Annotated in this window: 13 protein-coding genes and 1 tRNA gene; 5 read left to right on the top strand and 9 right to left on the bottom strand. The window is 63.0% G+C overall.

What is annotated here, in order from left to right:
* Positions 1–76: 76 nt before the first annotated feature.
* The 3 genes from gatB to gatC are packed head-to-tail and all read right to left on the bottom strand — an operon-like array spanning position 77 to position 3,370.
* Positions 77–1,552 carry an Asp-tRNA(Asn)/Glu-tRNA(Gln) amidotransferase subunit GatB gene (gene gatB, locus BX592_RS14905; RefSeq protein ID WP_134192599.1) on the bottom strand — a complete coding sequence of 492 codons (1,476 nt, stop codon included), beginning with the start codon at positions 1,550–1,552 and terminating at the stop codon, positions 77–79.
* Between the two features lie 2 nt (positions 1,553–1,554).
* Complete coding sequence (gene gatA, locus BX592_RS14900) at positions 1,555–3,048, bottom strand: Asp-tRNA(Asn)/Glu-tRNA(Gln) amidotransferase subunit GatA (RefSeq protein ID WP_134192598.1); 1,494 nt, start codon at positions 3,046–3,048, stop codon at positions 1,555–1,557.
* A gap of 22 nt (positions 3,049–3,070) precedes the next feature.
* Entirely contained in the window at positions 3,071–3,370 is a 300-nt protein-coding gene (gene gatC / locus BX592_RS14895) for an Asp-tRNA(Asn)/Glu-tRNA(Gln) amidotransferase subunit GatC (protein ID WP_134192597.1), read from the bottom strand.
* A gap of 482 nt (positions 3,371–3,852) precedes the next feature.
* On the opposite strand from gatC, the gene BX592_RS14890 reads away from it, so the two are divergent.
* The 5 genes from BX592_RS14890 to rodA all read left to right on the top strand — a co-directional run bounded on the left by BX592_RS14890 (position 3,853) and on the right by rodA (position 10,558).
* Positions 3,853–4,896: a rod shape-determining protein gene (locus BX592_RS14890; protein WP_017772379.1), complete on the top strand. Its 1,044-nt coding sequence runs from the start codon at positions 3,853–3,855 to the stop codon at positions 4,894–4,896.
* Positions 4,897–5,305: 409 nt separating this feature from the next.
* Positions 5,306–6,490 carry a rod shape-determining protein MreC gene (mreC, locus tag BX592_RS14885; protein WP_134192596.1) on the top strand — a complete coding sequence of 395 codons (1,185 nt, stop codon included), beginning with the start codon at positions 5,306–5,308 and terminating at the stop codon, positions 6,488–6,490.
* Positions 6,487–6,999: a rod shape-determining protein MreD gene (gene mreD / locus BX592_RS14880; RefSeq protein WP_134192595.1), complete on the top strand. Its 513-nt coding sequence runs from the start codon at positions 6,487–6,489 to the stop codon at positions 6,997–6,999. Before mreC ends, mreD begins: the two co-directional genes overlap by 4 nt.
* 102 nt (positions 7,000–7,101) lie before the next feature.
* On the top strand, positions 7,102–9,399 hold the full coding sequence (mrdA, locus tag BX592_RS14875) for a penicillin-binding protein 2 (RefSeq protein WP_134192594.1): 2,298 nt from the start codon (positions 7,102–7,104) through the stop codon (positions 9,397–9,399).
* Positions 9,400–9,409: 10 nt separating this feature from the next.
* Positions 9,410–10,558: a rod shape-determining protein RodA gene (rodA, locus tag BX592_RS14870; protein WP_134192593.1), complete on the top strand. Its 1,149-nt coding sequence runs from the start codon at positions 9,410–9,412 to the stop codon at positions 10,556–10,558.
* Between the two features lie 161 nt (positions 10,559–10,719).
* On the opposite strand, the gene BX592_RS14865 is transcribed toward rodA, so the two are convergent.
* The 6 genes from BX592_RS14865 to BX592_RS14840 form a co-directional block, all read right to left on the bottom strand.
* Positions 10,720–11,445 (bottom strand): tetratricopeptide repeat protein, encoded by a 726-nt coding sequence (locus BX592_RS14865; protein WP_134192592.1) that lies wholly within the window; start codon positions 11,443–11,445, stop codon positions 10,720–10,722.
* The gene (locus BX592_RS14860) at positions 11,442–12,227 is read right to left on the bottom strand and encodes an HpcH/HpaI aldolase family protein (RefSeq protein WP_134192591.1); all 786 of its coding nucleotides are present in this window, start codon (positions 12,225–12,227) and stop codon (positions 11,442–11,444) included. The genes BX592_RS14865 and BX592_RS14860 overlap by 4 nt, the downstream gene beginning before the upstream one ends.
* A gap of 222 nt (positions 12,228–12,449) precedes the next feature.
* Positions 12,450–12,896, bottom strand: coding sequence for a 6-carboxytetrahydropterin synthase QueD (gene queD, locus BX592_RS14855; protein ID WP_134192590.1), 447 nt, complete (start codon positions 12,894–12,896; stop codon positions 12,450–12,452).
* A 5-nt stretch (positions 12,897–12,901) separates the two neighbouring features.
* Positions 12,902–13,534 carry a 7-carboxy-7-deazaguanine synthase gene (gene queE / locus BX592_RS14850; RefSeq protein WP_134192711.1) on the bottom strand — a complete coding sequence of 211 codons (633 nt, stop codon included), beginning with the start codon at positions 13,532–13,534 and terminating at the stop codon, positions 12,902–12,904.
* A gap of 146 nt (positions 13,535–13,680) precedes the next feature.
* Positions 13,681–14,412 carry a 7-cyano-7-deazaguanine synthase QueC gene (gene queC / locus BX592_RS14845; RefSeq protein WP_134192589.1) on the bottom strand — a complete coding sequence of 244 codons (732 nt, stop codon included), beginning with the start codon at positions 14,410–14,412 and terminating at the stop codon, positions 13,681–13,683.
* Between the two features lie 354 nt (positions 14,413–14,766).
* Positions 14,767–14,842: transfer RNA gene (locus BX592_RS14840), tRNA-Phe, on the bottom strand.
* Positions 14,843–14,966: the final 124 nt, after the last annotated feature.

The following is a 14,966-nucleotide window of genomic DNA, read 5'->3' as shown; positions in this document are numbered from 1 at the left end:
CCTGGTTCGTTCGATCCGGCAACAGCCCATTATCACCGCAGCGCCGCATCGATGCAGCGCACGAACTTCACGCCCTTCAGGCCAGCTTCTTCTTCAGCAATTCGTTGACCTGCTGCGGATTCGCCTTGCCCTTGGTCGCCTTCATCGCCTGGCCGATCAGCGCATTGAACGCCTTCTCCTTGCCAGCGCGATACTCTTCGACCGATTTCTGGTTGGCCGCGAGCACTTCGTCGATGATCGCTTCCAGCGCGCCGGTGTCCGAGATCTGCTTCAGGCCCTTCGCTTCGATGATGCGATCCGCGGCCGCTTCGTCGGTGGCCTTTTCATCCCAGATGGCCTGGAAGATTTCCTTGGCAATCTTGTTCGAGATCGTGCCATCGGCAATGCGTTGCAGGATCAGCGCGAGCTGCGCGGCGCTCACCGGGCTCGCGTCGATTTCGAGGTCTTCGCGGTTCAATTGCGACGATACTTCGCCCATCAGCCAGTTCGCGGCAACCTTCGCCTGCGCGGCGCCCGCCTTCGCGACCACCGCTTCGTAGTACACGGCCATCGCCTTGCTCGACGCGACCACGCCCGCGTCGTAGCGCGTGAGCCCGTACTGCTCGGCGAAACGCTGCTGCATCGCTTCCGGCAGTTCCGGCATCTCGCCTTTCACGCGCTCGACCCACGACGGCTCGATGACGAGCGGCATCAGGTCCGGGTCCGGGAAATAGCGGTAATCATGCGCGTCTTCCTTGCTGCGCATCGAGCGCGTTTCGCGCTTGTCCGGATCGTACAGACGCGTTTCCTGCACGACCGTGCCGCCGTCTTCGATCAGTTCGATCTGGCGGCGCACTTCGTACTGGATCGCCTCTTCGAGAAAGCGGAACGAGTTCAGGTTCTTGATCTCGGCGCGCGTGCCGAATTCCTTCTGCCCGACCGGCCGCACCGATACGTTCGCGTCGCAGCGAAACGAACCTTCCTGCATGTTGCCGTCGCAGATACCGAGCCATACAACCAGCCCATGCAGCGTCTTCGCGTACGCAACCGCTTCGGCGGCGCTGCGCATTTCCGGTTCGGTGACGATTTCGAGCAGCGGCGTGCCCGCGCGGTTCAGATCGATGCCGGTCATGCCCGCGAAATCTTCGTGCAGCGATTTACCGGCATCTTCTTCGAGGTGCGCGCGCGTCAGGTTGATGGTCTTTTCGTACGCCTCGCCGCCGGCCTTTTCGTTGGCGGGGACCTGAATCGTCACCTTGCCGCCCTGCACGACCGGAATCTCGTACTGGCTGATCTGGTAGCCCTTCGGCAGATCCGGATAGAAGTAGTTCTTGCGCGCGAAGATGCTGCGCGGCGCGATCGTCGCGCCAATCGCAAGGCCAAAGCGGATCGCACGCTCGACTGCGCCGCGGTTCGCAACCGGCAGCGCGCCGGGCAATGCGAGATCGACCGGACAGGCCTGGGTGTTCGGTTCGGCGCCGAACCGCGTCGCAGCGCCGGAAAAGATTTTCGAGACCGTCGACAGTTGTGCGTGCGTCTCGAGACCGATCACGACTTCCCAATCTTTGCTCATACTCAGACTCCCGCTGGCGACTTGCGATGCCAGTCGGTCACGCGCTGAAACGCGTCCGCAACCTGCAGCATGCGTGCTTCGTTGAAATAGTTGCCGACGATCTGCAAGCCGACCGGCCGCTTCGCATTCGCGTCCGTGCCAAACCCGCACGGCACGCTCATGCCGGGCAGGCCCGCGAGGCTCACCGACAACGTGTAGATATCAGCCAGATACATCTGCACCGGATCGTCGCCCTTCGCGCCGATATCCCACGCGACCGACGGCGAAACCGGCCCCATGATCACGTCGCACTGTTTGAACGCTTCCTGGAAGTCTTGCGCGATGATGCGGCGAATTTTCTGCGCCTGCAGGTAGTACGCGTCGTAATAGCCGTGCGACAGCACATAGGTGCCGACCAGAATGCGGCGCTTCACTTCAGGTCCGAAGCCTTCGGCGCGCGATTTCTTGTACATGTCGAGCAGATCGCGGTAATCCGACGCGCGATGTCCGTAGCGCACACCGTCGAAACGCGACAGGTTCGATGACGCTTCAGCCGGCGCGATCACGTAATAGACCGGAATCGACAGTTCGGTTTTCGGCAGCGACACGTCGACGAGCGTCGCGCCGAGTGCTTCGTATTGTTTGAGCGCGGCGTCGATCGCCGCGCGCACGTCGGCGGCCAGACCCGCGCCGAAGTATTCCTTCGGCAACCCGATGCGCAGACCGGAGAGCGGCTTGTCCGCAGCGGGTGCGTCACCTTGCCACGTTTGCCCGAGATAACGCGTGAAGTCTTCGTCGTCGCGCGTGAGACTCGTCGAATCGCGTTCGTCGAAACCGGCCATTGCATTGAGCAATAGCGCGCAATCCGCCGCGCTTTGCGCAAACGGACCGCCCTGGTCGAGCGAAGAAGCGAACGCGATCATCCCGTAGCGCGATACGCGGCCGTAGGTCGGCTTGATGCCGGTGACACCGGAAAACGATGCCGGCTGCCGGATCGAGCCGCCGGTATCTGTGCCGGTCGCGGCCGGCGCAAGACGTGCGGCGATCGCCGCCGCCGAGCCGCCCGACGAACCGCCGGGCACCGCCGTGGTATCCCACGGGTTGTGCACCGGACCGAAATGGGAGTTCTCGTTGGACGAACCCATCGCGAACTCGTCCATATTTGTCTTGCCGACGCACACCATGCCCGCGCGCGACAAACGGTCGACCACCGTCGCATCGAACGGACTGGTGTAGTTCTCGAGCATCTTCGAGCCGGCCGTCGAACGCCAGCCGCGCGTGACGAACACGTCCTTGTGCGCAACCGGCAGGCCCGTCAGCGGACCGGCATCGCCGCTTGCGAGACGCGCGTCGGCGGCTTTCGCTTCGCTCAGCGTGCGCGCTTCGTCGACGTGCACAAACGCGTTCAGCGCTTCGTGCTTCGCGATCCGCTTCAGGTACAGGTCCGCGAGTTCGACCGCGGAAATTTCCTTTGCGGTCAGTGCGGCACGCAGTTCAGTCAGGCTTTTCTCATGCATTGCGGTGTTCCTGTACGGACAATTACTCGATAACTTTCGGCACCAGATACAGGCCGTCCTGCACCGCCGGCGCGGGACGCTGGAAGTCTTCGCGGCGTACCGTTTCCGTCACCGCGTCTTCGCGCAAGCGCAACGCGACATCTTCGATCTGCTCGATCGGATGCGCGAGCGGGGCGACGCCCGTCGTGTCGACTGCTTGCATCTGCTCGACAAGACCGAAAAATTCATTGAGCTGCGCGAGCGTGTGCTCGGCATCGGCGTCGGGTAATTCGAGCCGTGCAAGATGGGCGATGCGTTTCACATCGGTCAGGGTCAAAGCCATGCGTTTCACCGGAAATGGACGCGAACTGCCGCAACGAGGAAAAACGATGCTGCGACAGCAAGTTAAGTCATGGGAGCGGCCCCTCGAAAAAGGGGCGCGCGGCAGCAAAAAGTGCCGCTCGTTTCCTTCAAATACAGCAAAATTATAAGGTATCATTACGCGTTCGACCCAAACCCGGACCGACTTACCAAGGCCTTTCTGGGCACGCTCGCGGCAAAACGCCGTTGCACACGTCGCGACCATTGAGCGGCCTTGCGATCAGTCTCCCGGTAGATTCCCCAGCAGCTTCAGGTTTTCCGCGTGTTTTCAGGTGGTTTCCGTACGTCGGTGTGTCGGCATGAGTCCGTCGGCATCAGTCTGCCGGCGTCAACGTGAAACCCGCGTGAAGCCCGATTGTGTCGCCCAGACTCTGAAGCTGTTAATTTTTCCGCTGCCGCTTTGCGCATAACGCGAAGCCGGCCCCAAGCGAGACAGGATTTTGAATGTTTGGTTTTTTGCGCAGCTATTTCTCCAACGATCTTGCCATTGACCTCGGCACTGCCAACACGCTGATCTACATGCGTGGCAAGGGCATCGTTCTCGATGAACCCTCCGTCGTCTCGATCCGCCAGGAAGGCGGTCCGAACGGCAAGAAAACCATCCAGGCCGTCGGCCGCGAAGCAAAGCAGATGCTCGGCAAGGTGCCGGGCAACATCGAAGCGATCCGCCCGATGAAGGACGGCGTGATCGCCGACTTCACCGTCACCGAGCAGATGATCAAGCAGTTCATCAAGACTGCACACGAATCGCGGATGTTTTCTCCGTCGCCGCGCATCATCATCTGCGTGCCGTGCGGCTCGACGCAGGTCGAGCGCCGCGCGATCAAGGAAGCCGCGCATGGCGCGGGCGCGTCGCAGGTGTACCTGATCGAAGAACCGATGGCCGCTGCAATCGGCGCCGGCTTGCCGGTGTCGGAAGCCACGGGCTCGATGGTCGTCGATATCGGCGGCGGCACGACCGAAGTCGGCGTGATCTCGCTCGGCGGCATCGTGTACAAGGGCTCGGTGCGCGTCGGCGGCGACAAGTTCGATGAGGCGATCGTCAACTATATCCGCCGCAACTACGGCATGCTGATCGGCGAGCAAACCGCCGAAGCGATCAAGAAAGAAATCGGCTCCGCGTTCCCGGGCTCCGAAGTCAAGGAAATGGAAGTGAAGGGCCGCAACCTGTCGGAAGGGATTCCGCGCAGCTTCACGATCTCCAGCAATGAAATCCTCGAAGCGCTCACCGATCCGTTGAACCAGATCGTGTCGTCGGTGAAGATCGCGCTGGAGCAGACGCCGCCGGAACTCGGCGCCGACATCGCCGAACGCGGGATGATGCTGACAGGCGGTGGCGCGCTGCTGCGCGACCTCGATCGCCTGCTCGCGGAAGAAACCGGCTTGCCGGTGCTCGTCGCCGAAGACCCGCTCACCTGCGTCGTGCGCGGGTCGGGTATGGCGCTCGAGCGCATGGACAAGCTCGGTAGCATCTTCTCCTACGAGTAAGCGGGTCAACTCCATGTCAGCGGCGCGGATCGTACGGCTGGCCTCACCAGCCGCTGCGTGCTGGGCGCGCCGCCTGGCTTGCGCTCGCATGAATCGATGTGCTTCGGCTTGTTGCTCGTTGGCTCGTTACGGGTCGGCTTGCGGGCGGATTGATCGCGGCGCCGGTAGCACGGTGCCTGACGGTCGGATCGCGATCCGTGCCGTTGCGATCCGTGCCGTTGCGATCCGTGCCGTTGCGATCCGTGCCGTTGCGAGGCACGCGGTTGCGAGCCACGCGGTCGCGAGGCACGTTTTCGCCAGCCGCCAGACCGCCGGCCGCCGCATCGCCGGCCGCCCGTTTTCCCGTAGCACCGCGCGCCCCTTCGCGCGTCAAAGTCTCATCTAACCGCTCACGCCCACGGCGCCGACCATGGAATACAGTCCGCCGCCCCTGTTCAAGCAAGGCCCGTCGGCACTTGCACGGCTGATCTTCTTTGTCGTGCTCGCGCTGGCCCTGCTGATTTCCGATGCGCGCTTCAGGACGCTTGAAATCGTTCGCGGCGTGCTTGGCGCAGGGCTCTATCCGCTGCAGCGCGCGGCCCTTGTGCCGCGCGATATGTTTATGGGCGCCGCCGATCTCGCTGTGACGAGCGCGACGCTGCGCAACGAAAACGCGCAACTGCGCGCGCGCAACTTGCGGCTTTCGCAGCAGGCGAACGAATCCGCGCAGCTCGGCGCGGAGAACGCGCACCTGCGCGCGCTGCTGCAACTGTCGCAACGCTCGACGATTCAATCGATACCGGCCGAAATCCAGTACGACACGCGCGATCCGTTCACGCAAAAGGTTGTGATCGGGCGTGGTTCGCAGCAGGGCATCCAGGACGGCTCACCGGTCGTCAACGAAGACGGCGTGATCGGCCAGATCACACGCGTATTCCCGATGCAGGCCGAAGTCACGCTGCTCACCGACAAGGATCAGGCGGTGCCCGTGCAGATCGTCCGCACCGGTTTGCGCAGCGTGATCTACGGTACGCCGAAGGGCGATTCGCTGGACTTGCGCTTTGTGCCGATCAGTGCCGATGTGATGGCTGGCGACGAACTCGTGACAAGCGGGCTCGACGGTGTCTATCCGCCGGGGCTGCCGGTCGCGAAGGTGGCGCGCGTCGACAAGCAGGCGGATACCGCATTCGCGCGTGTGATCTGCCTGCCGATCGCCCAGGTGCGCGGCGCGCGTCAACTGCTGGTGCTGCACTATCAGAACGAAGTGCCGCCACGGCCCGCCGACGAACCCAATCCGGCAAGCGCCGCTAAAGAGGCAAAGAAGAAGGGCGCAAAGACGACCGAGAAAGCCGCGTCGGAAAAGGACACGAAAGCCGACGACAAGAACCCCGCGGCCGCATCCGGTGTCAAACCGGCGGCGCCCGCGAACGCGGCTGCCGCGAAGCAGGCTTCATCGGAAAAGAACCCGGCGGAAAAGAACGCTGCGGAAAAGAAAGCGGCCGATAAGAAACCGGCTGCCGAAGGCACGACAAAGCCGGCGACCACATCCACTACAAGACCGACCACAAAGCCGACCGCAAAGCCAGGACCGGCGGCTCAGGGGATTCAACAGTGAACCGCCCGCAATACATCCTGCAGCCGGTCAATCCGTATTTCATTGCGTTTAGCCTTGCAGCCGCGTTCCTGCTGAACATGATGCCGTGGGGGCGGCTGGCCGGCGTGCCGGACTTCGTCGCGCTGGTGCTGCTGTTCTGGAACGTGCACCAGCCGCGCAAGGTCGGCATGGGGATCGCGTTCATGCTCGGCCTGCTGATGGATGTGCACAACGCGAGTCTGCTCGGCGAGCATGCACTGGCTTATACGCTGCTGTCGTACGGCGCGATCACGATCCACCGACGCGTGCTGTGGATGACGCTGCCCGTGCAGATCTTCGCGGTAATGCCGCTGCTGGTCGTCGCGCAGGTTGTGCCGTTCGTGATCCGGTTGCTGACCGGCGCCGCATTCCCCGGCTGGAGCTATCTGATCGACGGCTTCGTCGAAGCCGCGCTGTGGCCGCTCGCGAGCGTGCTGCTGCTGATGCCGCAGCGCCGTCCGGCCGATCCGGACGACACCCGGCCCATCTGATTGTTACGGCCCCTCGTCGATTAACGGACCTGCCTTTTACGCAAACCCGGACCCCAACCCAGGACCAGACAGAACCCGATCGCAGGGCCGACGCGAAACCGCATGACCGAATTCAAAGACACCCAGCAGCAACTCAACAAGTTCCGCTTGCGCGTCGCCGCAGCCGGGCTGTTCGTGTTCGTGTGCTTCGGGCTGCTCGCGTTCCGCTTCCTGTTCCTGCAGGTGTGGCACTACAGCAAGTACTCACTCCAGGCGGACGAGAACCGCATCTCGGTCGCACCGATCGTGCCGAACCGCGGCATCATCACCGATCGCAACGGCGTGGTGCTCGCGAAAAACTACTCGGCGTACACGCTTGAAATTACGCCGTCGAAGCTGAATGACACATTGGAAAACGTGATCGACAAGCTGTCGACGGTGATCACGATCGATGCGCGCGACCGGCGCCGCTTCAAGAAGCTTCAGGAAGACTCGAAGAACTTCGAGAGTTTGCCGATCCGCACGCGCCTGACCGACGACGAAGTCGCGCGCTTCACCGCCCAGCGCTTCCGTTTTCCCGGCGTCGAAGTGCGCGCGCGGCTGTTCCGCCAGTACCCGCTCGGTCCGACCGCCGCGCATGTGATCGGCTATATCGGCCGGATTTCGCAGCGCGATCAGGAACGCATTGACGATATCAGCGACCAGAACGATAGCGACCCCGATCATTACGATCCGCGTCTGGACGCGAACAACTACAAAGGCACCGACTACATCGGCAAGATCGGCGTCGAACAGAGCTACGAAACCGAGCTGCATGGCCTGACCGGCTTCGAGGAAGTCGAAGTGACGGCGGGCGGCCGGCCGGTGCGCACGTTATCGCGCACGCAGGCGACGCCCGGCAACAACCTCGTGCTGTCGATCGATATCGGCTTGCAGCAGGTCGCGGAGCAAGCATTCGCGGGCAAACGCGGCGCACTGGTCGCGATCGAACCGTCGACCGGCGACGTGCTCGCGTTCGTGTCCGCACCGAGCTTCGATCCGAACGCGTTCGTCGATGGCATCGATCAGCCGACGTGGGATGAGCTCAACAACTCGCCGGATCACCCGCTGTTGAACCGGCCGCTACACGGCACCTATCCGCCGGGTTCGACGTACAAGCCGTTTATGGCGCTGGCCGCGCTGACGCTGCACAAACGCACGCCGCAATGGGGCTTTCAGGACCCGGGCTCGTACACGTTCGGCGGCCACACGTTCCGCAACGACGTGCCGCAGGGTCAGGGCTGGATCGACATGAACCGCGCGATCATGGTGTCGAACGACACCTATTTCTATATGCTCGCGCACGATCTCGGCGTGAACGCGATCGCGAACTTCATGAAGCCGTGGGGCTTCGGCCAGATTACCGGCATCGATATCGCCGGCGAGGCGCGCGGCATCCTGCCGTCGACCGAATGGAAACGCAAGGCGTACCGCAAGCCCGAGCAGCAAAAGTGGTACGAGGGCGAGACGATCAGCCTCGGTATCGGCCAGGGCTATAACTCGTTCACGATCCTGCAGCTCGCGCACGCAACCGCGACGCTCGCGAACAACGGCGTGCTGATGAAGCCTCACCTCGTGAAGGAAATCGAGAACCCGATCTCGCATCAGACGCGCCTGACCGTACCCAGCGACGAAGGCCGCATCAATGTGTCGCAGTCGGATATCGACGTCGTCAAACGCGGCATGGAAAACGTCACGACGAACCCGTCGGGCACCGCGTATCAGGTGTTCCGCAACGAGCAATTCGTGGTCGCGGGCAAGACCGGCACCGCGCAGGTGTTTTCGCTGCAAGGCCAGAAGTACCACGGGCATGCGCTCGCCGAGCATCTGCGTGACCACGCGCTGTTTATCGCGTTCGCGCCCGCGGACAATCCGAAGATCGCGGTCGCGCTGGTCGTCGAAAACGGCGGCTGGGGCGCGCAGGCCGCGGGGCCGATCGCACGGCGCGTGATCGATTACTACCTGATCGACCGGTTGAAGCCTGGTGTCGAACAGGCCGCGGTGAGCGCGGCCGCGTCCGCCACCGAGGACGCGTCTGCGCCGGTGATCGGTAGCGCGCCGCCGCCGTCGCCGGTCGCACCGAACGCTGCGACGACCGTGCAGCCGGTGGCGGTCGCAGCCGGCTACACGCCGTTGCCGCCGCCGCCAGGCGCCGCGCGGCCGGCTGTGCCGCAAGCGGCATCGGGCGCGGAGGCGGCAAGCGGCGCCACGGCGGCCACGGCACCGGCGTCGGCGCCCGTCAAACCGCAACCGCGTCCGTCCGCACCGCACCCGCGACGTCCGGCCAGCGACGCCGCCCCCACTGCCGCGATTCCGCAGCGTGACGAAAGCGCGCAACCCGCGCCACGTGTCACGCCCGCGACCGGTGGCATCGACGAATAAGGAGAGAGGCATGCAATTCGACAAGCGCGCCTGGCTCGACCGCATCAAGCGGATGTTCGCGGGCTTCGACAAGCCGCTCGCGCTGATCGTGTTTCTGCTGCTGTGCGTGGGCATTGTCACGCTGTACAGCGCGAGCCTCGATATGCCGGGACGCGTCGAGGACCAGTTGCGCAACATCATGCTGACGTTCGTGCTGATGTGGATTCTCGCAAACGTGCCGCCGAATACGCTGATGCGCTTCGCGGTGCCCGCCTATACATTCGGCGTCGCGCTACTGATTGCGGTCGCGCTATTCGGGCTCACACGCAAGGGCGCGAAACGCTGGATCAATGTCGGCGTCGTGATCCAGCCTTCCGAGATTCTGAAGATCGCCACACCGCTGATGCTCGCGTGGTATTACCAGCGCCGTGAAGGGGTGATGCGCTGGTACGACTACCTGGTCGGGCTTGTCATTCTGGCAATTCCCGTTGGACTGATCGCAAAGCAGCCTGACCTCGGCACCGCGGTGCTGGTGTTTGCCGCCGGGCTCTTCGTGATCTACTTCGCGGGCTTGAGCTTCAAGCTGATCGTGCCGGTGCTGATTGCCGGGGTGATTGCGGTGGCATCGATTGCGACGTTCCAGGACAAGATCTGCCAGCCCGACGTGCAATGGCCGCTGATGCACGACTATCAGAAACACCGGATCTGTACGCTGCTCGACCCGACCTCGGACCCGCTCGGCAAAGGCTTCCACACCATTCAGGCGGTGATTGCGATCGGTTCGGGCGGACCGCTCGGCAAAGGCTGGCTGAAGGGAACGCAGGCGCACCTCGAGTTCATTCCGGAGAAGCACACCGACTTTATCTTTGCGGTGTTCTCGGAGGAATTCGGTCTTGCCGGCGGGCTCGTGCTGCTTACGCTTTATATGGCGCTGATCGCACGCGGCCTCTATATCGCGGCGAACGGCGCGACGCTGTTCGGGCGCCTGCTGGCCGGCTCGCTGACGATGGCGTTTTTCACCTATGCCTTCGTGAACATCGGGATGGTGAGCGGGATTCTGCCGGTGGTCGGCGTGCCGCTGCCGTTTATGAGTTACGGCGGCACTGCGCTGACGACGCTCGGTGTCGCGATCGGACTCATCATGAGCGTGTCGCGGCAAAAGCGGTTGATGCAAAGCTAGCGGGCGAGCTGCAAGTCCGGCGGGGCCAAAAGCAAAGAGAGACGCGTGCATGTGCGTCTCTCTTTGCTTTGTGGGTTTGCTTTAACACGGCAAGCGCGTTAACACGCTGCGCGGGCTTGCAAGGCATGACTGCACGATCGCACCGCCGTCGAACGGAAAGGCTATTGCGGCTTCGCTTCGCGCAACTGCGCGCTCAACTGCTGATACTTGAGCCGCGCCGCCGGATCGCCCTGCGCCGCCGCGGCCGCATAGTACGCGCGCGCGACGTTCAGATTCTGCGGAACGCCGTCGCCGCCGCGTTCATAGAACGAGCCCGTCACATATTGCGCGGTCATGTCGCCGCCTTCAGCGGCCTTCTTGTACCACACGAACGCTTGCTGGTTGTCGCGCGTCGTGCCGCGCCCGTCGAGAAACTGGTTCGCGAGCGCGAGCTCCGCCTGAATATGCCCTTGCTTCGCGGCCTTCAGGAACCACTGGTGCGCTTCCGTCGGGTCGCGGCCGACGAACTCGCCGTCGTCGTACATCTTGCCGTACACGTACTGCGCGTGCGACATGTTCGCATCCGCGGCCTTGCGCAGCCATTTCTTGCCTTCGTCGACGTTCGCCGGACCGCCCTCACCGTTCAGCAGCATCATCGCGTAGTTGAATTCGGCGAGACGGTTGCCGCGCTGCGCGGCCTTGCGGAATTCCGCGAGCGCCGACGTCAGATTGCCAGCGTTGTAATCGGCGACGGCAGTTTGCGTTTCGGCGTCCGCCGGCTTCGGGTTGAACGCTTGCGCGTCAGCAGCCTGCACGCTAGCGGCAATCAGCACCACCGATGCGCTCAGCGCAACCACGCCCCCAGTGCGCGCGGCCACACGCGCCCACTGCCGCGAAATCTTATTCATGACCTGACCTCCTGCAACGACTGCCGCGTCACACGTAACAGCCACATCACGTCGGCAGCGAGCGAGATGAAGCGAAAACCCGCATCACGATATTGCCGCGCACTCACGACATCCATCGCAAAGATTCCCGACGCGATATGCGCATCCTTTGCAACTTGCACAATATGTGCCATCGCCTGCTGCACCTCCGGATGCTTTGAATCACCGAGGTGTCCGAGACTTGCCGCGAGGTCCGCGGGCCCGACGAACAGGCAATCGATGCCGGGCGTCGCCGCAATCTGCTCGACCTGCGCAAGCGCGCGCGCCGATTCGATCTGTACGATCGTTGCGATCTGCGCGTTCGCATTCTGCAGGTAATCGCGGCGCATGCCGTACGCCGCGGCGCGTACCGCGCCGGCGACACCGCGTAGTCCATCCGGCGTTTCCACGCCCGGGTATTGCGTGAGGCGAACCGCGAACGCCGCTTCGTCGGCGGATTCGATATTCGGGAACATCAGGGTGCGTGCACCCGCATCCAGTACGCGCTTCACCACCCACGGCTCGGCCACCGGCAAGCGCACGACCGGCTCGCTCGGCAGGTGCGCGGCGGCAATCGCGCGCAGCTGCTCGGTCACGTCGACGCTATCGTTCGGCGAATGCTCCATGTCGATCAGCAGCCAGTCGAAACCGGCATGCGCGAGCGCTTCCGCGACATTTGCGCTGCCCGTCGACAGCCACAACCCATACAGCGGATCGGGCGGTTCCTTCAGACGCAGCTTCAGCGGATTGGTGAACGTGCTCATCGCCGCGCCTCCGCATCGCACGTTGCGCCGCAAGATGGCTGGGAAGGCACGCCGATATGGCGCGCGCCGTGCATATGACACGCGTTCTGCTGCGCCGTGATGAACGGCGCGACGGACCCAGCAAGGGATCGGGTGATGGCCGGCATGGTCTCGCTCCGGGTGGTTATCGGAACGATCATACCGTGACAATAACGCCGCTATCGGCTGGCGACCGAACGTGCGTTATTCGCGGACGAAATCCGCCCAGCAGTTCGGCGTTTCGTACAGACGCACACGCTGCAGCCGCAGATTCACGCCATAGTGCGCGTCATAGACATTGGCGAGAATGCCGAACGCAACCGCCGCGAGATTTTCAACGGTTGGAATGCGATCGAGCACAACCGTCTTGTGGCCGGGCATCGATTCGAGAAAGCGGCACAGTTGCGTGTCGCCTTCATAGACGATGAACGCGTGGTCCCACTGGTTGACGAGGTGCTCCATCGCGAGCGACTTCACGTCGGCGAAATCCATCACCATGCCGCGATCGGGCGCACCTTCCGTTTCCACCAGGTCGCCCTGCAGCGTGATCTCGAGCACGTAGCGATGCCCATGCAGATTGCGGCACTGGCTGCGGTGGTCGGGAATGCGGTGGCCCGCGTCGAATTCGAGTTTTCGGGTAATGGTCAGCACGGCGATCAGGGGATGTTCAGGTACTTGTGGGTTTGCATCGACAGACGCCAACGCGGGTGGCGCTTGCACCAGTCGATCGCGAGCTTCGTATTGATATCGCGCGACGGGCCGTCCATCGGCTGGACGAGGAAGTATTCGAAGTCGAGCTTTTCGTAGTCGGACAGCCGCTGATTATCCTGCGGGACCACAACTTTTAGCTCATTGCCCTTCGTTACGACAAGCGGCGCATCGGCCTTCGGACTCACGCAGATCCAGTCGATCGTCTCGAGTACCGGCAGCGAGCCGTTCGTTTCGATCGCGATCTCGAAACCCGCCGCATGTAATGCATCGACGAACGGCGGATCGATTTGCAGCATCGGTTCGCCGCCCGTGCAGACCACGAAGCGCTCGCCTTCGCCTTGTGGCCATAGCGATGCGATCTTCGCGACGAGTTCGTCGGCGCTGCGGAATTTGCCGCCGTTTTCGCCATCGGTGCCGACGAAGTCGGTGTCGCAAAAACGGCAGACCGCGTCCGCGCGGTCTTCTTCACGGCCGGACCACAGGTTGCAGCCGGCAAACCGGCAAAACACGGCCGGGCGTCCGGCGTTCGCGCCTTCGCCTTGCAGCGTATAGAAGATTTCCTTGACCGCGTACGTCATGCTGGTTCTGCCCGATGCACTGTGATGAACGATGTTTTCGCGTGATGCCTGGTTGACCGTAGTGGCCGACATGCCGGCCGGTTTGCTTGCCGCGGGCGCCGCTTAGCCCGGTCTGTTGCCGCGCGAGTCGGCGACTCGTCGCGGTCTTACACCGGCTCGCTGACCTGCTCGCCGGTCAGATACGCTTCGTAGCCGCGCTTGCGCAAACGGCACGCAGGACATTCGCCGCAACCGTAGCCCCAGTCGTGCAGTTCAGCACGCTCGCCGACGTAGCACGTGTGCGTCTCGACGCGCACCAGATCGACCAGCGCGTCGCCACCAAGCTGATGCGCAAGACGCCACGTATCGGCCTTGTCGAGCCACATCAACGGTGTTTCGACGACAAAGCGGCTATCCATGCCGAGATTCAATGCAACCTGCAGCGCCTTCAACGTATCGTCGCGGCAATCGGGATAGCCGGAGAAGTCCGTCTCACACATGCCGCCGACCAGCACCTGCAAACCGCGCCGATAAGCGATCGCCGCGGCGATCGTCATAAACATCAGGTTGCGGCCCGGCACGAACGTGTTCGGCAGACCGCTCGCCGCGGTCTCGATTTCGATTTCGCGCGTCATCGCAGTGTCGCTAATCGAGCCGAGCACCGACAGATCGATCAGATGGTCTTCACCGAGTCGCGCGGCCCATTCGGGAAACGCACCGGCAATTGCGCTGCGAAAGCTGCCGCGACACTCGAGTTCGACACGGTGCCGCTGCCCGTAATCGAAGCCGAGCGTTTCGACCGTTTCATACCGATCGAGCGCCCATGCGACACACGTGGCCGAGTCCTGGCCGCCGGAAAACAGCACCAGCGCGCTGCGCTTCGCATCTTTGCGAGTCACCGTGATACTCCGTGAAGGCTCAAAGGGTCACTCATAGGGTTATGATCGCGCCGGCGCTGATGACCGGCTCATGCAGTATAGGCATGCATGTCGCGACGCCAAGCGGGCGTGACCGATGCCGCTGACCGGCGGCCCGAAATACAGCAGCCCGGAAACACGACCTGGAATCACGGCCCCGAAACACAAAAGGGCTTGCGACCGGACAGTGCAAGCCCTTGAATTCTTGAGATTTTATCATGCGGTACCGGGCTCTGCCGATGGCGCCTGCATGGCTCGCGGACCCGATCGCGCTGCAACTCGGCCGCAAGATAGGAAAAAGCCCCAGGAATCTTGCGATGTCCTGGGGCCGAATCCTGGTGGCCTGGGGCGGAATCGAACCACCGACACGCGGATTTTCAATCCGCTGCTCTACCAACTGAGCTACCGGGCCAACGAAGAAGCGAGAGTATAGCAAAGCATGCCGCCTGCCTCAAGCCCCTCCGTGAAAATTGTCGGACCACGTACGGTGCGCGGAGGGTGGCGTAACGTGCTGCGTGAGAAACGGCGAGACATCC

Source organism: Paraburkholderia rhizosphaerae (genome assembly GCF_004366595.1).
Classification (GTDB): Bacteria; Pseudomonadota; Gammaproteobacteria; order Burkholderiales; family Burkholderiaceae; genus Paraburkholderia; species Paraburkholderia rhizosphaerae.
The sequence above is the reverse complement of the archived record's forward strand: the minus strand, read 5'-3'. Positions and strand labels throughout refer to the sequence as shown.

Excerpts from the sequence above, each read along its gene's own strand:
- gatA (WP_134192598.1), bottom strand. The coding sequence starts at position 3,048 with ATGCATGAGAAAAGCCTGACTGAACTGCGTGCCGCACTGACCGCAAAG.
- gatC (WP_134192597.1), bottom strand. The coding sequence starts at position 3,370 with ATGGCTTTGACCCTGACCGATGTGAAACGCATCGCCCATCTTGCACGG.
- gatB (WP_134192599.1), bottom strand. The coding sequence starts at position 1,552 with ATGAGCAAAGATTGGGAAGTCGTGATCGGTCTCGAGACGCACGCACAA.
- BX592_RS14865 (WP_134192592.1), bottom strand. The coding sequence starts at position 11,445 with ATGAATAAGATTTCGCGGCAGTGGGCGCGTGTGGCCGCGCGCACTGGG.
- queE (WP_134192711.1), bottom strand. The coding sequence starts at position 13,534 with ATGACGTACGCGGTCAAGGAAATCTTCTATACGCTGCAAGGCGAAGGC.
- BX592_RS14860 (WP_134192591.1), bottom strand. The coding sequence starts at position 12,227 with ATGAGCACGTTCACCAATCCGCTGAAGCTGCGTCTGAAGGAACCGCCC.
- mreC (WP_134192596.1), top strand. The coding sequence starts at position 5,306 with ATGGAATACAGTCCGCCGCCCCTGTTCAAGCAAGGCCCGTCGGCACTT.
- BX592_RS14890 (WP_017772379.1), top strand. The coding sequence starts at position 3,853 with ATGTTTGGTTTTTTGCGCAGCTATTTCTCCAACGATCTTGCCATTGAC.
- mrdA (WP_134192594.1), top strand. The coding sequence starts at position 7,102 with ATGACCGAATTCAAAGACACCCAGCAGCAACTCAACAAGTTCCGCTTG.
- rodA (WP_134192593.1), top strand. The coding sequence starts at position 9,410 with ATGCAATTCGACAAGCGCGCCTGGCTCGACCGCATCAAGCGGATGTTC.